Source organism: Aeromonas sp. 601027, assembly GCF_049174455.1.
In the GTDB taxonomy this organism is placed as follows: domain Bacteria; phylum Pseudomonadota; class Gammaproteobacteria; order Enterobacterales; family Aeromonadaceae; genus Aeromonas; species Aeromonas veronii_A.
In genome coordinates, this window is the sequence record NZ_JAAKTN010000001.1 from 760,527 (window position 1) to 780,332 (window position 19,806).

Sequence of the window (19,806 nt, forward strand, 5' to 3'; positions counted from 1 at the left end):
CATCATCATCCCGACTAGTCTTTCAGGAGGTTGACTGCTGGAAGACACTTAACTGGTGACTTCCAAAAGGACCGCAAGATTCATAAACCCTCGGAAGCACCCACTTCCGAGGGTTTTTTCGTTTTTGACTAGAAGGAAATCGAGCAATGGAAACACAACGTCTGCGTATCGCCATGCAAAAGTCCGGTCGTCTGAGCCAGGACTCCCAAGCCCTGTTCAAGAGCTGCGGCCTGAAAATCAACCTGCGCGAGCAGCGCCTTATCGCCCATGTCGAGAACATGCCCATCGATATCTTGCGGGTGCGCGATGACGACATCCCGGGTCTGGTGATGGAAGGGGTGGTCGACCTTGGCATCATCGGCGAGAACGTGCTGGAAGAGGTGCAGCTTATTCGCGCTTCACAGGGACTGCCCTTCGAGGTCAAAACCCTCAAGCAGCTGGACTTCGGTGGCTGCCGCCTCTCGCTGGCGGTGCCGGAAGATGTGACCTACACAGGGCCAGAGAGCCTTGCCGGCAAGCGCATCGCGACCTCCTACCCCGGGCTGCTCAAGCGCTTCTTTGATGAAAAGGGCCTTGGCTTCAAGAGCGTGATGCTGGGCGGCTCGGTGGAAGTGGCGCCCCGCGCGGGCCTGGCCGATGCCATCTGCGATCTGGTCTCCACCGGCGCGACCCTGGAAGCCAATGGCCTGAAAGAGGTGGAGGTGATCTACCGCTCCAAAGCGGTGCTGGTACAGGCCCCCAACCCCTTGTCCGATGCCAAGCAGAAGCTCATCGACAAACTGCTGCCCCGCATTCAGGGGATGCAGCAGGCCCGCGAGAGCAAGTACATCATGCTGCACGCCCCCAAAGACAAGCTCGATGCCATCACCGATCTGCTACCGGGTGCCGAGCGCCCCACCATCATGCAACTGGCCGGTGACACCAATCAGGTGGCGCTGCACGTCGTCTCCAGCGAGACCCTGTTCTGGGAGACCATGGAGCAGCTCAAGGCTCTGGGTGCCAGCTCCATTCTGGTGCTGCCCATCGAAAAAATGATGGAATAAGGAAGGGATATCATGCAGACCCTGATCTGGAAAACCCTCTCCCCCGCCCAGCAGGCCGACGTGCTGACCCGACCGGCCTTGAGTGACGAGGCGGATATCGGCGCCGTGGTGCGAGATATCATCGCCGCTGTGCGCAGCCGTGGCGATGAGGCCCTGCGCGAGCTGAGCCAGCGCTTCGAGCGCGCCCCCCGTGAACAGCTGCGCGTTAGCGAGGCCGAGATTGAAGCCGCCTGCGCGCGGCTGGATGACGAGATAAAAAGCGCCATCGAAGCGGCCATTGCCAATATTCGCACCTTCCACGCCGCGCAAGTGCCGCCAGTGGTACGGGTAGAAACCCAGCCCGGGGTGGTGTGCGAGCTGCGCACCCAGCCCATCAACCGGGTCGGCCTCTATGTGCCTGGCGGCAGCGCGCCGCTCCCCTCCACCGTGATGATGCTGGCTATTCCGGCGGCTATCGCCGGTTGCCGTGAAGTGGTGCTCTGCACCCCGTCCCCCGCCAGCGACGAGATCCTGTTTGCCGCCCGCGCCTGCGGGGTCGAGAAGGTGTTCGCCATCGGCGGCGCCCAGGCCATCGCGGCGATGGCATACGGCACCGAGAGCATTCCCAAGGTGGACAAGATCTTCGGCCCGGGCAACGCCTATGTGACCGAAGCCAAGGGGCAGGTTTCCCGCGACTGGCGCGGCGCTGCCATCGACATGCCAGCTGGCCCCTCCGAGGTGCTGGTGATTGCCGACGAGAGCGCCAACCCCGCCTTCGTGGCGGCGGATCTGCTCTCCCAGGCCGAGCATGGCCCCGACAGCCAGGTGGTGCTGGTGACCACCTCACCGCTGCTGGCCGATGCCATCGCAGGGGAGATCAAGAGCCAGCTGGCCAAACTGAGCCGCCGCGATATCGCCGCGCAGGCGCTCGGCAGCAGTCTGGTGATCCTCTGTGACGATCTGGCCGAGGCGTGTGCCATCTCCAACGCCTACGCGCCGGAGCACCTGATTGTGCAGACCCGCGCACCCCGCGAGCTGCTGGACCAGCTTGAGAATGCCGGTTCCATCTTTCTGGGAGCATGGACACCAGAATCAGTCGGCGATTACGCCAGCGGCACCAACCACACTCTGCCTACCTATGGCTATGCCCGCACCTGCTCCAGCCTTGGCCTTGCCGATTATCAGCGCCGCTACACGGTGCAGGAGCTGAGCACCGAAGGTATTCGCGGCCTTGGCCCTATAGTCGAGCGCATCGCCCAGGCCGAGGGGCTCGATGGCCACAAGAATGCCGTCACCCTCAGGTTGAACGCCCTGGCCGCCGCGCCCCAACAAACAGCACAGCAGAAGGATTTGTTATGAGTATTGCCAATCTGGCGCGCCGCGTGGTGCGGGCCCTCACCCCTTATCAATCCGCCCGCCGCATCGGCGGCAAGGGTCACGTCTGGCTCAACGCCAACGAGGCGCCGCAGGCCTATCCCTTCACCATCGAGGGAAGCCGTCTCAACCGCTACCCCGAGTGCCAACCGGCCGAGGTGGTGAACGGCTATGCCGCCTATGCCGGGGTCAATCCGGATCAGGTGCTGGTGAGCCGAGGCGCCGATGAGGCCATCGAGCTGCTTATTCGCACCTTCTGCGAAGCGGGTGAGGATCAGATCCTCATCTGTCCGCCCACCTACGGCATGTACGCCATCAGCGCCGAGACCTGTGGCGTGGGGATTGTTGAGCAGCCGCTGACCGCCAGCCGCCAGCCAGACTGGCCCGCCATTGCGGACCGTCTGTCTGATGTGAAACTGGTGTTTCTCTGCTCCCCCAACAACCCCACCGGGGATCTGGTGGGTCGCGACGGCCTCATCGCCCTGCTGGAAAAAGCGCGGGATCGCGCCATCGTGGTGGTGGACGAGGCCTATATCGAGTTCTGCCCAGAAGCGTCCGTGGTGGACCTGCTGGCCCGCTTCCCCAATCTGGTGGTGACCCGCACCCTCTCCAAGGCTTTTGCCCTGGCGGGGATCCGCTGCGGCTTTACGCTGGCAAGCCCCGAGGTGATCGCCATGCTGGCCAAGGTGATCGCCCCCTATCCCATCCCCGAGCCCATCGCCCAGATCGCGGCGCAGGCCCTCTCCCCCATGGGACTGGAGCTGATGCGCGAGCGAGTGGTAGAGCTCAACAAGCAAAAAGCCGCCTTCAAGGCAGAGCTGACAACGCTTGCCTGCGTGAAAGAGGTGTTCGAGGACAAGGGCAACTTCGTGCTGGTGCGCTTTGTGGATGGCGCCGCCGTCTTTGCCGCCATGAAGGCTGCCGGCATCATCTTGCGGGATTTCTCGACCAAGCCGGGCCTTGATAACAGCATTCGCGTCACCATCGGCTATCAGGGCGAGATGGATGCCGTGCTGGCGGTATTGCGTGATCTGCCCTCTCCCTATCTTTAAAACAAGGATGTAGCGATGAAGACCCCGTTTTTGTTTATCGACCGCGACGGCACCCTGATTGAAGAGCCGGTGACCGACAAGCAGGTGGACAGCCTCGCCAAGCTGCGCTTCGAGCCCATGGTCATTCCGGTGCTGCGCGAGTTGCAGGCCGCCGGTTACGTGCTGGTGATGGTGACCAATCAGGATGGACTGGGCACCGCCAGCCTGCCGCTGGAGAACTTCCAGCCACCCCACGACCTGATGATGCACCTGTTTGAATCGCAAGGGGTGAAGTGGGAACAGGTGCTGATCTGCCCCCACTTTCCCACCGACGGCTGCAGCTGCCGCAAGCCCCACCTCGGGCTGGTGAAGGAGTACCTCGCCTCTGGTCGCATCGACTTTGCCAACTCTTTCGTGATTGGCGATCGCCAGACCGATCTGCAGCTGGCCGAGAATATGGGCATTGGCGGCATTCGCTACCACCCGCAGGATCACAACTGGCTCGCCATCCGTGATCAGCTGTTGTCCAAGGGGCGCGTAGCCTCGGTGGAGCGCAACACCAAGGAGACCCGCATTCAGGTAGCAGTTGACTTGGACAAGAGCGGCGGCAACCAGATCGCCACCGGTATCGGCTTCTTTGATCACATGCTGGATCAGATAGCGACCCACGCCGGTTTCCAGCTCAAGCTGAACGTCAGCGGCGATCTGCATATTGACGATCACCACACGGTAGAGGATGTGGGGCTAGCGCTGGGTCAGGCGCTGCGTCAGGCCCTTGGCAACAAACGCGGGATCGGCCGCTTCGGCTTTGTGCTGGCGATGGACGAGGTGCAGGCAGTGATCGATGCGCGCCCGCTGACCGAGCTGGAGGTGAGCACCGCGCTGGATCTCAGCGGTCGCCCCTACTTCGTGTTTGACTGCCCGAGCGGCTTTGGCCGCGACAACGTGGGCGAGATGGCCACCGAGATGGTGCCCCACTTCTTCCGCTCGCTGTCAGACGCCATGGCCATCACATTGCAGATGAAGGTGGGTAGCGGTAACACCCACCATCAGGTAGAGGCACTGTTCAAAGGCTTTGGCCGCGCCCTGCGTCAGGCTATTCGGGTGGAAGGAAGCGAGCTTCCCTCCAGCAAGGGAGTGCTGTGATGGATGTGAGCAAGCAGAAGCTGGTCATTATCGATACTGGCTGCGCCAATCTGGCATCAGTCAGAATGGCGTTCGAACGCCTCGATGTGCAGCCGCTGGTCTCAAGCCAGGCAGCCGATATCGAGCAGGCGGACAAGCTGATCCTGCCCGGCGTCGGCACCGCGGTGGCCGCCATGAAGAACCTCAACGAGCGCGGGCTGGTGCCCCTTATTCGCGCCGCCAAGCAGCCGCTGCTGGGCTTTTGCCTCGGCATGCAGATGCTGGCGGAGGCCTCCGAAGAGAGCATGAGTGCCGATGGCAGTGAAGGCGATCTCATCGACTGTCTCGGCATAGTGCCGGGCAAGATCCGGCTGATGGAAGTGGGTAATCTGCGCCTGCCCCACATGGGCTGGAACCAGATTGAGCATGACGAGACCCATCCTCTGCTCAAGGGGATCCCGAGCGGCAGCTACTTCTACTTCGTGCACTCCTATGCGCTGGAGGTAACCGAAGCGACGCTGGCAACCTGCGACTATGGCCAGCCGTTTACCGCGATTGTGGCCCGTGACAACTTCTTTGGCGCCCAATTCCACCCGGAGCGCTCAGGCGCAGCCGGTGCCCGTTTGCTGCAAAATTTTCTGGAGCTATGAATGATCATTCCCGCAATTGACCTTATCAACGGTCAGGTAGTTCGCCTCTATCAGGGGGACTACGACCAGAAGACCGAATACAGCAGCAGCCCGCAGGCCCGCTTCGATGAATATGTCTCCCAGGGGGCGGTGCAGCTCCATCTGGTGGATCTTGACGGTGCCAAGGATGCCAAGGCGCGCCAGCTGCCCCTGCTGACCCAACTGCTGTCAGCCACCGAAGCGCCGGTGCAAGTTGGCGGCGGCGTGCGCACCGAACAGGATGTGGCGGATCTATTGGCCGCCGGTGCCAGCCGGGTGGTAATTGGCTCCACCGCCGTCAAATCCCCGGATCTGGTGGCGAGCTGGATGGAGAAATATGGCCCCGAGCAGATCGTGCTGGCGCTGGACGTCAATATCGATGAGCAGGGCAATCGCCATATCGCGGTGGCGGGCTGGCAGGAGAACAGCGGGGTGACCATCGAGGTGCTGATCGAGCGCTTCCTCCCCGCCGGGCTCAAGCACGTGCTCTGCACCGACATCAGCCGTGACGGCACCCTGGCTGGCACCAATGTCGAGCTCTATCGTGATCTCTGCGCCCGCTACCCGAGCGTCGCCTTTCAGGCCTCCGGCGGCATTGGCGGCATCGCGGATATCGAGGCGCTCAAGGGCTCCGGCGTCAAGGGGATCATCCTTGGCCGCGCCCTGCTGGAGGGAAAATTCTCGGTGGGTGACGCCATCGCCTGCTGGCAAGCCCCCGCAGCCGATACCACAGGAGGCAACTGATGCTGGCAAGACGCATTATCCCCTGCCTCGACGTGAAGGATCGCGTGGTGGTCAAAGGGGTGCAATTTCGCAACCACGAGGTGATGGGCGGCATTGTCGAGCTGGCGCGCCGCTACGCCGAAGAGGGCGCTGACGAGCTGGTGTTCTATGACATCACCGCCTCCAGCGATGCCCGGGTGGTAGACAAGAGCTGGGTAAACCGGGTGGCGGAGGTGATCGATATCCCCTTCTGCGTCGCCGGTGGCATCAAAAGCGTCGAAGATGCCCGCCAGATCCTCGAGTTTGGCGCCGACAAGGTCTCCATCAACTCCCCGGCGCTGGCCGACCCGACCCTGATCAGCCGACTGGCCGAGCGCTTTGGCGTGCAGTGCGTGGTGGTGGGCATTGACTCCTACTTCGACGCCGACACGGGCTACTATCAGGTCAAACAGTTTACCGGTGACGAGAGTCGCACCCGCACCACCGCCTGGCACACCCTCGATTGGGTGCAGGAGGTGCAAAAGCGCGGCGCGGGCGAAATCGTGCTGAACGTGATGAATCAGGACGGCATGCGTCAGGGTTATGACCTCGACCAGCTCAAGCTGGTGCGCAGCGTCTGCAAGGTGCCGCTGATCGCCTCCGGCGGCGCCGGTGCCATGGCGCACTTTCGCGATGCCTTCACCCTCGCCGATGTGGACGGGGCGCTGGCCGCCTCTGTGTTCCACAAGGGCCTTATCCCCATTCCCGAATTGAAACGCTGGCTGAAAACCGAAGGAGTCGCCATCCGTGAATAACTTCTCAGATAACACACATACAACCGCCAGCGCGCGCCCCCTTGCCGAGCAACTCGACTGGGCAAAATGCGATGGAATGATCCCCGCCATCGTCCAGCACGCCGCCAGCGGCGAGGTGCTGATGCAGGGCTTTATGACCCGCGAAGCGCTGGAAAAGACCCTGGCTACCTGCCAGGTCACCTTCTTTAGCCGCAGCAAACAGCGGCTCTGGACCAAGGGTGAAAGCTCGGGTAATGTGCTCCAACTCGTCGCTATCAGCACCGACTGCGATCAGGACTCCCTGCTGATTGCCGCCAACCCCGTCGGCCCCACCTGCCACAAGGGGACAACCTCCTGCTTTAATGGCCACCCGCTGCCGCCCCTCGGTTTTTTGGCAGAGCTGGAGCAGGTACTGGCTTCTCGCAAAGGGGCCGATCCGGCCACCAGCTACACCGCCAGCCTCTACGGCAAAGGCACCAAGCGCATCGCCCAGAAGGTCGGTGAGGAAGGTGTAGAAGTGGCGCTGGCCGCCATGGCCAAGGATCGGGAGGAGCTTATCAACGAATCCGCCGATCTGCTCTACCACCTGACCGTGCTGTTGCAAAACGAGGGGCTGGGATTACAGGATGTGGTTCAGCGGCTTTATGAGCGGCATAATAAATAAACTGAGAGTAAAGCCGGGTTATCCCGGCTTTACTCATTTAAGATAAAAAGAACGCTCAACTAAAATTCTATATATAGACATATCATCCTCTAATTCCGACAAGATCATTCTTACCCAATCATTTTCTTGAAAACCATATTCACCTTCCTCCGTCAAAATATCAACCATGATTTTCCTAATATCAATCTCCCCATGATTAATAGCGCGCATCCAATGATATGAATTAATCAAAAAGTGATCAACATAGATATATCTTTTATCTGTAGCCCCTTTAGAGATATAATAGGGCTCAACATCAACACACTCAGCGTCAGTTATTATATAAGTATGTAATTTGGTTCCATACATGTTGATCTTCAGTTTAAATTCATCAACATCAAGCCTGAAATTTACAACATCACTGTAAAAGTTAGTATCGACCTCATTCAAAGAGATCAAGAAAAGTAACAGCGGAAGATTTAACTCTCTTTCATCTGAATAACTTAATAAGACTATTTTTAATCTATCCAACACAAGAGTAGTCAATCTCAGGTTTAGCGAGAAATGCTCAAACATCATCGTAACGAAATCAGTTAGTGAAGCGTTTTTCTTAAAACATGGCCATATGCCATCCACATTAACACTGAGTAATACAAGTTCATTTTCTATAAAATTCTTCAATGAATCTGAGTTTAAAATGAACCTTCTATGAAAAAATCTACTTAGGTAATGTTGAGCGTTAAACCCTTCTCCATATATGGCTTTAACTGAATGTTGCAACTGCTCGGTATCCGTGGCCAATACAAAAACCACTTCGGGAATATCGAAAATATGCTTGATGGTCTCAAGCATCTCTACTGCATAAGAGGGGCGACAGCGATCCAGCTCATCTATCAAAATGAATGCGGGATAATCCAGTTCTCCTTCACTTAAACCAACAGCTCCCTCAACCCATTGCCGGATCTCTTGTTTAAGATACTGAATAGATTCATAACGCTCTTTGTGATTGCTGCAAAGTGTATCAACCAGCTTATCTGCGTCTTCGCCTTCCACAGAAAAATCACTATCTTCCCATCCAGCTTTTTTAATGGCTGACTTGAGCACCAATTTCCCGCCAACTTTGAGCAAACCCAATAGTTTGGACTTGATGCCATCAGGTATGGCAACCTTATTTCCCGTTGCATCTCTCAATTGATCGATAATCGACGAAATCACCGTCAATAAGGGATCATCGGAAAAGTCCTGCTGCCAAGCGTCGATATAGACAGTGGGATAGTGCGCTTTCAGCTCCATATACCAGCGCTTGATAAACCAGGTTTTACCCGCCCCCCACTCGGCATTGAGGTTGAGCACATAGTTGCGCTGCTTGCCTTCGGCGGCGAGGTAGTTGGTCAGAAATTCGGCATAGCGGGCGCGATCCAGCCGATCTGCGCTCAAACTCTCTTCGCTACCCGCAATGGCCCCCGGCCCGTCCCACTGAACTGTGTCATTCCAATTAAACGGTGCCACTGCCATCTCGTATCTCTCCATATTGCGTTGCTGGAGATGATATCAGGGACACCGAGGAAATAGTTTGACTAAAGACCTGTTCGTTACCCTTTTTGCCACTTGGGGAGGTTTATTTAGCTGTTGTTCAACTTCTCTGCCGAGAGCCGATGATAGAGGGTCGATACATGGTGGCAAGCTATCTCAACAACCATGGACTCAACTGATTTCCTTTGATTTGCTCAGAGGTTACAACCATGTGACATAACGCAGAACCTGCGGAAATAAATGAGAAATATGCCGTGAAGAGTGCTTAATTTAAAGCAGTTGATGCACGTTGGCCTCGTGTTCAGCCAACCAATCACAGCGACCCAAGGATGGCCAACTTCATGAAGGATGAACCCTTCTCCACCCGATTGCAGCACGAGCTGGATCACCTCAGATCCATCTTTAACGAGATGGGGGCTTACCTCTTTACCAAGGATCTGGATGGCCGTTATATCTATGCCAATCAGGCTGTGCTGGATCTCTTTGGTTGTACCCTAGCCGAACTGCAAGGCAAGGATGATCGCGCCTTTTTTGACCTCGACTTCTCGGAAGATCTGAGACGAAATGATCGTCAGGTGCTGGAGCAGCAGGTCGCCATCGCCCGGGAGGAGATCAACTACCTCAAACCCACGGGAGAAAAACGGGTCTACTGGAGCGTGAAAAAGCCGATGTACGACCGAGATGGCAACCTGATCGGTCTGTGCGGCATCTCCACCGATATCACGGAACACAAGCTGATTGAGGCCCGTATGGCCGAGCAGCATCAGTTGCTGGAGATCATCCTGGCCAATGTGGATGCCCATATCTATATGAAGGACAGCCAGCACCGCTTTCTCTACGTCAATCAGAAGGTGTGTGCCCTGCTCGGTTTACCCGCCGAACAGATCATCAACCGCAGCGATAATGAGCTGTTTTCCCCACACGGAGCCAACCAGCTGTGGCAGCTGGACAACCGGGTGTTCGAAACGGGTGAGCTGCAAGCCGGTGAAGAGTCACTGACCGATACCGAAGGCAAGCAACATTACTACTGGTCTGTCAAAGTCCCCTTCAAGCTGGCTGATGGTACCCCCACCCTGATCGGTATCTCCTCCGATATCACCGAGCTGCACCAGCTCAAGGAACAACTGCAATATCAATCGGTTCGTGACAGCCTCTCCGGACTTTATAACCGCCGTTTCTTCTTCGAGGTGTGCGAAAAGAACCTGAGTATGAACATGCGCCACCAGCTCACCTCGGTGCTGATAGTGCTGGATGTGGATCAGTTCAAATGCATCAACGATCGCTACGGTCACCCGCTGGGCGATCAGGCGCTGATCCATCTGGGCAGGGTGATGCAATCGGTGCTGCGCAGCGAAGATGTGCTGGCCCGCATCGGCGGTGACGAGTTTGCCATCTTGCTGCCCAACACCACCCTCTCGGCCGCCGCATCACTGGCCGAACGGCTGCGCAAGCAGGTGATGCAAAGCCCGTTACCCCTTGCCGATGGGGATGAGCTGGTTATCACCATCAGCGCCGGGCTGGTGGAAAATAGCAAGGGGGAGCAGATGGAGAGCCTCTACGCGCGCGCCGATCAGATGCTCTATCAGGCCAAACAGAGCGGCCGCAACTGCGTCGCGTGCAAGGCACGATAGCTGGCTGGCCAGTCAGGCACTCCCACTTCCCTTGCTGCATTTATCCCGACAGCTTAGTCATCCTATTGCACGCTGCTTTCACTCACGCTCGATTAGCACCTAACCCAGCTGTTTGCGCAGCACAAACTTTTGCACCTTGCCGGTGGAGGTCTTCGGCAGCGGGGTGAAGATGATGCGTTTGGGGGCCTTGAAGTGGGCCATCTGCTCCCGGCAAAAGGCGATCAGCTCCGCCTGGGTGGTCTCTCGCCCCTCTTTCAGTTTGACGAAGGCGCAGGGCACCTCCCCCCACTTCTCATCGGGCATGGCGATCACCGCCGCTTCGTCCACATCCGGATGGCGATAGAGCACATCTTCCACCTCCAGACTGGAGATGTTCTCCCCGCCCGAGATGATGATGTCCTTGGATCTGTCCTTGATCTCCACATAACCATCCGGGTGCCACACCGCCAGATCCCCACTGCGAAACCAGCCGTCCGCCATCGCCTCGGCGCTGGCCGCCGGGTTCTTGAGATAGCCTTTCATCACCACATTGCCCCGCAGCACTATCTCCCCCATGGTTTTGCCATCTTTGGCCACCGGCTCGCCACTGACCGGGTTGATGACCCGCATCTCCCCCTGCAGAGGCGACGCAACACCCTGGCGCGCCTTGAGGCGGGAGAGCGCCGTGGCATCCTGCCCTTGCCAACTTCTTTGCGGCTCGCACAACACGCAGGGGCCATAGGTTTCGGTGAGGCCATAGACGTGGGTCACGGCGATCCCCATCGCTTCCATACCGGCGATCACGGTGGCGGGGGGCGCAGCGCCAGCGGTCATCACCTTGATGGGGTGATCCAGCCCCTGCTTGAGCACCGGATCGGCATTGTTGAGCATATTGAGCACGATGGGCGCCGCGCAAAAATGGCTCACCCTGTGCTCGTGCAGCGCCTCATAAATGGCGTCTGCCTGCACATGCCGCAGGCAGACGCTCACCCCGGCGGTAGCCGCCAGGGTCCAGGGGAAACACCAGCCATTGCAGTGAAACATCGGCAATGTCCAGAGATAGACGGGATGTTTGGGCAGCTCCCAGGAGAGCACATTGTTGATGGCGTTGAGGTGGGCGCCGCGATGGTGATAGACCACCCCCTTGGGATTGCCGGTAGTGCCGGAGGTGTAGTTAAGGGAGATGGCCTGCCACTCATCCTCTGGCAACCAGCCGGGCTCATCGCCGTTACCAGTGGCAATAAAAGCCTCATAGGTCAGTTCACTGACAAGCGCCCCTTCCCGGTAGAGGGGATCGTCGATGGCGATGACCAGCGGTTGGCACTCCAGCAGATCCAGTGCCTTGCGCACCACGGCGCCAAACTCCCTGTCTACCAGCACCACCTTGCTCTGGGCATGCTGGAAGATAAAGGCCATCGACTCGGCATCGAGCCGGGTATTGATGGTGTTGAGCACGGCGCCGCTCATGGGCACCCCGAAGTGAGCTTCAAACATCGCAGGGATATTGGGCGCAACGATGGAGACGGTATCCCCCTCCCCGATACCGCGAAGCCGCAGGGCCGAGGCAAGCTGGCGGCAACGGCGGGCGGTCTCGCCCCAGCTCTGGCGTAGCGAGCCGTGGATCAGCGCCGGATAGTCGGGATAGACCCGCTCCGCCCGCCCCAGAAAGCTGATGGGGGTCAGGGCCTCAAAATTGGCAGCAGTTTTGGCAAGGTCGCGCTCATAGATGTTCTGCACTGTCATCGGACTCCTTCCTCACAAGTGGCACAAAACGGGCAGTTTCGGGATGATTCAGAGATCAGCAAGCGACATGGGCATCCTGCCCGTCACTGGTCTCTTATGGGGATGACAGCCTAACAGTGAGCCTGTGGCGGCAGGTATTAGCAAAACGTCTTAGACAGGGGCAGCCTGCTGCCAATAGGGGACCCCTGTTTTCGTTGCAAAAAATATTTCGTTACTGGAAAGCGTGCCATTTTTTTCACAGGCTGTTTTTGGCGAAAAACAAAAAATGACGATAGTGGAATATTATTCCGTCAAAGCTGCTTTATGTGTCATTTCATTCATCTCGGCACGCACTATTTTCATGCCGTTTATTTAAGGCAAAGCACGTTAAATGAAAGCTGAAATAGTTATTGCATAACGCCATTTATTTCACCCCAGTCATTAAATCCATGACAAATAAATTCTGTGAGCCATCCCATAAAGCGAGCATGGCACCATGTTCATCCAGCCGCACACGGGTTACGGTTACAACGTGAAACAATCCACCGGATGTTCAATATCAGGCCAGATTTCTCGCCAATCACTACGCAATATACAGTGATTTTGCGTACCTTGGATGTATGACGCAGAAACCCTATCGACCCGATATTCCGCCGAGCCCAAACCTGCTTTATCAAGGAGCATTTTATGTGTGCCGTGCCGAATACCACACCACGCAGACAATTCCCTACTGCATTTACCATTCTGTTTCTTATTATGTTACTGGCCATTGCACTGACCTGGATAATTCCGGCGGGCGCCTATGCCAAGCTCTCTTATAATACAGCCAGTGAAAGCCTGATGGTCAATAGCCCACAGGGGGAAATAAGCCGACTTCCCGCAACCCAGGATGCCCTGGCAAAACTCAATATCAATATTGCGGTGGAGCAATTTACCAACGGCACCATCCGCAAGCCCATCGCCATTCCCGGCACCTATGCACGGCTGGAGCAAGCACCCAAGGGGCTCAGTGACGTGGCAGTCAGCATGGTCAAGGGCACCATCGAGGGGGCGGATATCATCGTCTTTATTCTGGTGCTCGGGGGGCTGATCGGCGTCATCAACAAGACAGGCGCATTCAGTGCGGGGCTGGTCGCCCTCTCACACAAGACCCGGGGCAACGAGTTCCTGTTTGTGGCGCTGGTCTGCTTCGTGATGGCGCTGGGAGGCACCACCTGCGGACTGGAGGAAGAAGCGGTCGCCTTCTACCCCATACTGGTACCCATCTTTCTGGCGCTCGGCTATGACTCCATCGTCTGCGTAGGGGCCATCTTCCTCGCCGCCTCCATGGGAACCACCTTCTCCACCATCAATCCCTTCTCGGTGGTGATCGCCTCCAATGCCGCCGGCATTCCCTTTACCGAGGGGCTGATCTTTCGCGCCATTGGCTGTCTGGTGGGCACCCTGGTGGTGATCGGTTATCTCTACTGGTACTGCAAGAAGATCAAGGCCAATCCAGCCTTCTCCTACACCTATGAGGACAGAGAGAGTTTTCGCGCCCGTTTTCTCAAAGAGGGCTCTATGGACGAAGGGGTGCCCTTCACCCTGCGCCGCAAGATTATTCTGACCCTGTTTATCCTCGCCTTCCCGCTGATGGTGTGGGGCGTCTCCATGGCCGGTTGGTGGTTCCCGCAGATGGCGGCCTCCTTCCTGACCATCGCCATCATCATCATTTTTATCTCGGGTCTCAAAGAGAAAGAGGCTGTCGAGGCCTTTACTCAGGGGGCGTCGGAGCTGGTGGCCGTTTCGCTCATCATCGGGCTGGCACGGGGGGTCAATCTGGTGCTGGATCAGGGGATGATCTCGGACACCATTCTGGCCTACGCCTCCGATCTGGTCTCCGGCATGCACGGCGCCGTGTTCGCAGTGGCGCAGATGCTGGTGTTCACCCTGCTGGGGCTGGTGGTGCCCTCCTCCTCGGGGCTCGCGGTGCTCTCCATGCCCATCATGGCGCCGCTGGCGGATACTGTGATGATCCCCCGCTATATCGTGGTGTCGGCCTACAACTGGGGCCAATACGCCATGCTGTTCCTGGCCCCCACCGGACTGGTGCTGGTCACTCTGCAGATGCTCGGCATCCAGTTCAACAAGTGGGTCAAGTTCGTGCTGCCCATGGTGGGCTTTGTGCTGGGATTTGGCGCCCTGATGCTGGTGACGCAAGTGATGTTGGCCTGATGGGCCTGTGATACATGAGTGACAACACCCCGTGCCTGGCGCGGGGTGTTCTTTTGTCAGCCTTAGTGGCGCACCCGCCCCTGCTGGCGGAAGCAGTAGAGCTTTAGGCTGATGTCGGCGATATCGGCGGGAAGCTCCTCTCCCTGCTCGGCCAAGGGCCGGTAGAGGGATGAGAGCAGACGTTCGGCCTGCTGCACCGTAATGATGTTGGCCTGGATGGCCGGGGTGATCCAGCTGGGTAACATTGACATATCTCCACCTCGTTGATCCGGTGATCTCGGGTGAACATCTTCATATCAGGTCTTACGCAGTTGTCTGCCGACCCGTTCACCCTCTGCTTCACCCAATCAAGGCAAAATGCTTGCCGTGATCTCTTATCGGCCAACATCCGATGGGGCTGGAGCCATTTATCAACCACTTGCGTGGCCATCTCAACGAACAGAGCCCTTGTTCAAGACCTCCCTTGACCTGCCCCCGTCAGCACTCTGGCATTCTGCTCACCTCCCGCCTTGCAAATTGCGACTCGAATTGCTCCTTATCACACTGGCAAAGCCCGCCATGCGCCGGAAACTGGTCACTTTTAGTCCGTTGTCGCCAAAGCCAGACACTTTTTCATGGTGGCTGTTTTTTGACCTTGCCAGTGCCTGTCGCAAGCCCATCCCCCTCGCCTTGTCCGGCCAACCGGTTATGACAAGATGGCGCCAGATTGGAACAGCCCGTATGGGTATGCAGGAGAACCATAAAATGAACAGATCCATGATGGCAGGTATCGGTATTGGCATCGCCTCGGCCCTGGCGCTCTCGGCGGCGGCCAGCGGCTCCCTCTTTACACCCCAGCCCACCTTTGCTGAGGTGATCGCCAGCAAGCCGATCACCGAGACCATCAAGACCCCCCGCCAGGAGTGTCGCAACGTCACCGTGACCCACCGCAAGCCGGTACAGGATGAGCACAAGATCCTCGGCACCGTGGTGGGCGCGGCGCTGGGTGGCGTGGTCGGCCACCAGTTTGGCGGCGGCAGCGGCAAGAAGGTGGCTACCGCCGCCGGGGCGGTCGCGGGAGGTTATGCCGGCAATCAGGTGCAGGGCAATATGCAGGCGGGCGATACCTACACCACCACCGAGCAGCGCTGCAAAACCGTACAGGATACGAGCGTCAACACCATTGGTTATGACGTGACCTATCGCCTCGCAGGTCAGGAGGGGGTGATCCGCATGAAGCAAGCCCCCGGCGCCACCATTCCGGTCAAGGAAGGCAAATTGGTGATCGACCAGCCAAAAGTGTGATGTCTCCAGACCCCACTCAGCAGCAGGCCCGCCTCTTTCGAGGCGGGCCTGTGTTTTTGGGCGGCTTGATTTCCTTTTTTCAAACAACGGCACGCACCACTCACGGCACCCGAACTATCACCCTTTGCAGCACTTCTTCACCGCCCGTACCACGTTCTGATAACCGGTACAGCGGCAGAGGTTGCCCGACAGCCCGCGGCGGATCTCCGCATCGGTCAGCGGACGACGTTCGGTCTTGTCGAGCAGGGCGGCGCTCGCCATCACGAGGCCCGGGGTGCAAAAACCGCACTGCACCGCCCCCTCGTCGATAAAGGCCTGCTGCACGTCGGAGAGCTCGTTCCCTTTGCGTTCCCCCTCCACGGTACGAATGGATTTGCCATCGGCCCACACCGCCAGATAGAGGCAGCTGTCGATGGCAGTACCATCCACCCGCACGGTACAAGCGCCGCACTCACCGACACTGCACCCCTCTTTCACGCTGATAAGCCCCTGCCCGCGCAAAAAGTGGAGCAGCGACATGGTGGGCGGCACTGCATAGGAGTAAGGCTTGCCGTTGATCTCGCACTGGATCTCCACGGCGGGACAGCTTTGCGGTTGCATCATAGGATCTTCCCTCCGGCACGTTCGACTGCGCAGGCGACCACCCGCTGCGCCAGGGTTTTGATAAGGTGCAGGCGAAACTCCTTCTCCGCCCGCCAGGAGGATCGCGGCGCCACATCGGCCACCACAGCCTCGGCAATCGCGGCCAGTGTGGCGCGAGTCAGGGGTTGCCCTTCGGCTGCCGCTTCTGCGTGAGGCGTGCGCACCGGGGTCGGGGCCGCCACCCCATAGGCCAGCCGCAGGCGCTTGAAGTGACCATCCTCAATCTGGCAGTAGGCGGCGCAGCCGATGGTGGCGATATCCATGGCATCGCGCATGGCGTATTTGAAGTAGTGGGAGCCCACATGGGGGTGAGAATCCGGCGCAAAGTGGAACGCCACCAGAATTTCCGCCGGTTGTAGCGCCACCTTGCCGGGACCGGTGTGAAAACCGGCGATGGATATGCGGCGCGTACCATCGGGGCCGGCGATTTCCAGCTCCGCTTCCAGCGCGACAGTCGGCGCCGCCGAGTCTGCACTGGTGGCGCCGTTGCAGATGTTGCCGCCATAGGTGGCGACGTTGCGGATCTGCGGGCCGGCGATGGTGGCGGCCGCTTCAGCCAGCATCGGCAGGCGGCGCTGCACCAGCTCGTTTTCAATCAGCTCGGTAAAGGTGGTGCCGGAGCCGATACGGATCGATCCGTCCGGCAACTCGCTCACCCCTTTGAGTTCGGGCAAGTCGTGAATATCGACGATATGGCGATAGGCGGCGTTGAGGTGATGCAGCTGGATCATCACATCGGTGCCGCCTGCCAGCAAACGCGCCTCGGGGTCAGCCTGACGCAGGGCGACCGCCTCGGCCACGCTGTGCGCCTTGTAGTAACGGGCAATATCAAACATGGTGTTGCTTCTCCCCTGATCCCTCGCCAATCAAACCCGCCGCGACAAACTCCCGGAACAGGGTTTTGGGGGTGATGGGCAACTCGTTGATGGCGACCCCGGTCGCCATTCGAATGGCGTTACGGATTGCGGGGCCCGGCGAGATGATGGGCGGTTCCCCCAGTGATTTGTGGCCATAGACCGACTGGGGCTCATAGGTCTGCACGAAGTCACATTCAAGCTCCGGCAAATCCAGCATGGTGGGGAACTTGTAGTCGAGCAGGTTGGGATTGCGCACCACGCAGCTCTTGGCATCGATGATCATCTCCTCGAACAGCGACCAGCCGATCCCCATCCCCATGCCGCCATGCACCTGTCCCTCCGCCAGTTGCGGGTTAAGGATCTTGCCCGCATCGTGCAGGTTAATGATGCGATTGATAGTCACCTTGCAGAGATCGATATCGACGCTGAGATCGACAAAGGTGCAGCCGAAACTGGGCGGGTTAGTGGTGGTCTTGTGGGAGACCTCGGAGGTGATCTGACCGCCGATAGTGAGGTGGTAGTAGGCGTTGACCGACACTTCGGCGACGCTGATCAGTACCTTGTCCGGTGCGCCAGCCAGCACCACGTAACCATCGATCAGGGTGAGCGATCCCACATCCTGATGGCAGAGTTGGGCCGCCAGCGACAAAATGCGGGCCCGCAGCTGCAGCGCCGCCTGATGGATGGCGGGCGCCGCCACATAGCTCTGGCGCGAAGCGAACGAGCCAGGATCATAGGCGGTGATGTCGGTATCCTGAGTCGAGATGACCCGGATCTGCTCAAACGGAATGCCTAACGTCTGGGCCGCCATCTGGGCAAAGACGGTATCCGACCCCTGCCCTATCTCGGTGGCACCGATCTGCAGATTGACGGTGCCATCCTGATTGAGCAGCATGCGGGCGCCGGCAATTTCGACCCCCACCGGGTAGGTGTTGGAGCCGTAGCTAAAACACGCAACCCCGATGCCGCGCCGCACCCTGCTTGCCGGATCCTGCGCCAGACATTCGGCCTTGAGCCGTTCCCACTGGAACTGCTCGCCCCCCCGGCGCAGACACTCAGGCAACCCGGCGCTGTAGATGGTCTTCTGGTTGACCTGATTGACGTCCCCTTCCCTCGCCACGTTGGCGATGCGCACATCGAGTGGATCCAGCCCCAGTTCGGCGCAGGCGTCATCCAGCATGCATTCGAGGGCAAAAATCACCTGCGGCGCGCCGTAACCACGCATGGCACCGGCGGTGGGCAGGTTGCTGTAGAAGGTTTTGGCGTCATAACCGAAGGCGCTGCGCGGATAGAGGTAGCTGATCTTGTTGCCACCGGCGCTGGCGATGGAGTGACCATGGGAGGCATAGCCGCCGGTGTTGGAGAGCACGTCGAGCTGATAGCCCTTGAGGGTGCCGTCGCGGTTGAGACCCATCTTGCCGTCGATGGCAAAGCCGTGGCGGGTGCGGGAAGCAAAGAAGCACTCTTCCCGGCTCAGGGTCACCTTGACCGGCACACCGCCAAGCTTGTAGCTCAGAAACGCCGCCATCGGCTCTTCCAGCACATCCTGCTTGTTGCCAAAGCCGCCGCCCATATAGGGTTTGATCACCCGCACGCTCGACCAGGGCAGGCCGAGGGACTTGGCCACCCGGCTGCGCACTATCTGGGGGATCTGGGTGCTGCTGACGACGATGATGTGGTCCGGCTGATCCATATAGGCATAGCAGGTCACCGTCTCCAGATGGCAGTGCTGCACCACCGGCGTCCGGTAGTGCCCCTGAAACTGCAGATCGGCCGCCGCAAGGGCCTGCTCCGGGTCATTGGCGCGAAGCTGGCTTTGGCGCAGCAGATTGCCGCTCGGGTGGATGGGATAGGCACCGTCGGCCAGCGCACTTTCGGCATCCGTCATCACCGGCAGCGGCTCGTAAGTCACCTTGACCAGCGCGGCCGCTTTTTCGGCCACCAGCGGATCGCGGGCCACGACTATGGCGACCCCATCGCCAAAGTGGCGCACATGGTCGGTGAGCAGACGCCGGTCTTTCACGTCCCGTTTGGCCTCATCGAGGGACCAGGCGTGACCGGCGGTGCGAAAACAGGTGCTGGGTACATCTTCATGGGTAAATACGGCTTCGACCCCGTGCAGGGCCAGTGCCTCGGTCGCATCGATGACGAGCACCTTGCCATGGGCGATATTGCTGCGCACGTACTTGGCGTGGCGCATCCCGAGCATGATGTTGTCATCGGTATAGCGGGCGCTGCCGGTCACCTTGGCCTCGGCATCCACCCGCTTGAGCGGTAATCCTATGGACATATGCAAGTCCTTTTTCGAATGGAAAAATCTGGAACCGGCATAAAAAACAGCAAGATATGCGCCTGTTTCCCGACATCGTCAGGACAATGGGGAGAAGTGTGAAGGGGATCCCATCTAGCCCGCTTTTGTTGGCCCGAAGCGACAAGCCAGGGGCAGCCCCTGAGCAAACGGGGCACATTAGCGGTGAAAAAAGCGGCAGAGCGAGGAGAGCAAGGGTGGGATCCTATCAATCTGGTAGGGGGATTTATCAAAATGGTATCGCGATGGCACCAGCGGCTAAGGCATGGTAACCAGC

General features: G+C 58.7%; 17 protein-coding genes and 1 other annotated feature (1 of these 18 cut by a window edge). Of the genes, 11 read left to right on the forward strand and 6 right to left on the reverse strand.

The window, feature by feature from the left end; all coding sequences use genetic code 11:
- Positions 1-118: a sequence feature (His leader region), on the forward strand; it begins 7 nt to the left of the window's first position.
- Between the two features lie 28 nt (positions 119-146).
- From hisG to hisIE, 8 genes are read left to right on the forward strand one after another with little or no spacing between them, the layout of a single operon-like run.
- The gene (gene hisG / locus G5193_RS03255) at positions 147-1,043 is read left to right on the forward strand and encodes an ATP phosphoribosyltransferase (RefSeq protein ID WP_071910208.1); all 897 of its coding nucleotides are present in this window, start codon (positions 147-149) and stop codon (positions 1,041-1,043) included.
- Between the two features lie 12 nt (positions 1,044-1,055).
- Positions 1,056-2,381, forward strand: a complete 1,326-nt coding sequence (gene hisD, locus G5193_RS03260) for a histidinol dehydrogenase (protein WP_421204935.1) — start codon at positions 1,056-1,058, stop codon at positions 2,379-2,381.
- Positions 2,378-3,448 (forward strand): histidinol-phosphate transaminase, encoded by a 1,071-nt coding sequence (gene hisC / locus G5193_RS03265; RefSeq protein ID WP_421204936.1) that lies wholly within the window; start codon positions 2,378-2,380, stop codon positions 3,446-3,448. The genes hisD and hisC overlap by 4 nt, the downstream gene beginning before the upstream one ends.
- A gap of 15 nt (positions 3,449-3,463) precedes the next feature.
- Positions 3,464-4,573, forward strand: a complete 1,110-nt coding sequence (hisB, locus tag G5193_RS03270) for a bifunctional histidinol-phosphatase/imidazoleglycerol-phosphate dehydratase HisB (protein ID WP_421204937.1) — start codon at positions 3,464-3,466, stop codon at positions 4,571-4,573.
- Positions 4,573-5,202: an imidazole glycerol phosphate synthase subunit HisH gene (hisH, locus tag G5193_RS03275; RefSeq protein ID WP_421204938.1), complete on the forward strand. Its 630-nt coding sequence runs from the start codon at positions 4,573-4,575 to the stop codon at positions 5,200-5,202. The genes hisB and hisH overlap by 1 nt, the downstream gene beginning before the upstream one ends.
- On the forward strand, positions 5,203-5,964 hold the full coding sequence (gene hisA, locus G5193_RS03280) for a 1-(5-phosphoribosyl)-5-[(5-phosphoribosylamino)methylideneamino]imidazole-4-carboxamide isomerase (RefSeq protein ID WP_421204939.1): 762 nt from the start codon (positions 5,203-5,205) through the stop codon (positions 5,962-5,964).
- Positions 5,964-6,737, forward strand: coding sequence for an imidazole glycerol phosphate synthase subunit HisF (gene hisF / locus G5193_RS03285; protein WP_421204940.1), 774 nt, complete (start codon positions 5,964-5,966; stop codon positions 6,735-6,737). Before hisA ends, hisF begins: the two co-directional genes overlap by 1 nt.
- Positions 6,730-7,380, forward strand: a complete 651-nt coding sequence (gene hisIE, locus G5193_RS03290) for a bifunctional phosphoribosyl-AMP cyclohydrolase/phosphoribosyl-ATP diphosphatase HisIE (protein WP_421204941.1) — start codon at positions 6,730-6,732, stop codon at positions 7,378-7,380. Before hisF ends, hisIE begins: the two co-directional genes overlap by 8 nt.
- 33 nt (positions 7,381-7,413) lie before the next feature.
- Here the strand turns inward: hisIE and G5193_RS03295 are convergent, their stop codons facing one another.
- A complete protein-coding gene (locus tag G5193_RS03295; RefSeq protein ID WP_421204942.1) occupies positions 7,414-8,874 on the reverse strand; it encodes a KAP family P-loop NTPase fold protein in 1,461 nt (486 codons plus the stop codon).
- 359 nt (positions 8,875-9,233) lie between these two features.
- Between G5193_RS03295 and G5193_RS03300 the strand changes: the two genes are divergently transcribed.
- Positions 9,234-10,523, forward strand: a complete 1,290-nt coding sequence (locus tag G5193_RS03300) for a sensor domain-containing diguanylate cyclase (RefSeq protein ID WP_421172355.1) — start codon at positions 9,234-9,236, stop codon at positions 10,521-10,523.
- Between the two features lie 99 nt (positions 10,524-10,622).
- On the opposite strand, the gene G5193_RS03305 is transcribed toward G5193_RS03300, so the two are convergent.
- Complete coding sequence (locus tag G5193_RS03305) at positions 10,623-12,245, reverse strand: acyl-CoA synthetase (RefSeq protein WP_421204943.1); 1,623 nt, start codon at positions 12,243-12,245, stop codon at positions 10,623-10,625.
- 666 nt (positions 12,246-12,911) lie between these two features.
- On the opposite strand from G5193_RS03305, the gene G5193_RS03310 reads away from it, so the two are divergent.
- A complete protein-coding gene (locus G5193_RS03310; RefSeq protein WP_227340604.1) occupies positions 12,912-14,438 on the forward strand; it encodes a YfcC family protein in 1,527 nt (508 codons plus the stop codon).
- A 62-nt stretch (positions 14,439-14,500) separates the two neighbouring features.
- On the opposite strand, the gene G5193_RS03315 is transcribed toward G5193_RS03310, so the two are convergent.
- On the reverse strand, positions 14,501-14,689 hold the full coding sequence (locus G5193_RS03315; RefSeq protein WP_005345660.1) for a hypothetical protein: 189 nt from the start codon (positions 14,687-14,689) through the stop codon (positions 14,501-14,503).
- Between the two features lie 493 nt (positions 14,690-15,182).
- On the opposite strand from G5193_RS03315, the gene G5193_RS03320 reads away from it, so the two are divergent.
- Complete coding sequence (locus tag G5193_RS03320) at positions 15,183-15,722, forward strand: glycine zipper 2TM domain-containing protein (protein ID WP_088868906.1); 540 nt, start codon at positions 15,183-15,185, stop codon at positions 15,720-15,722.
- A 117-nt stretch (positions 15,723-15,839) separates the two neighbouring features.
- On the opposite strand, the gene xdhC is transcribed toward G5193_RS03320, so the two are convergent.
- From xdhC to xdhA, 3 genes are read right to left on the reverse strand one after another with little or no spacing between them, the layout of a single operon-like run.
- A complete protein-coding gene (gene xdhC, locus G5193_RS03325; protein ID WP_005336775.1) occupies positions 15,840-16,325 on the reverse strand; it encodes a xanthine dehydrogenase iron sulfur-binding subunit XdhC in 486 nt (161 codons plus the stop codon).
- Positions 16,322-17,200, reverse strand: a complete 879-nt coding sequence (xdhB, locus tag G5193_RS03330; RefSeq protein ID WP_266134682.1) for a xanthine dehydrogenase FAD-binding subunit XdhB — start codon at positions 17,198-17,200, stop codon at positions 16,322-16,324. The genes xdhC and xdhB overlap by 4 nt, the downstream gene beginning before the upstream one ends.
- A complete protein-coding gene (gene xdhA / locus G5193_RS03335) occupies positions 17,193-19,511 on the reverse strand; it encodes a xanthine dehydrogenase molybdenum-binding subunit XdhA (RefSeq protein ID WP_421204944.1) in 2,319 nt (772 codons plus the stop codon). The genes xdhB and xdhA overlap by 8 nt, the downstream gene beginning before the upstream one ends.
- Between the last annotated feature and the right edge of the window lie 295 nt (positions 19,512-19,806).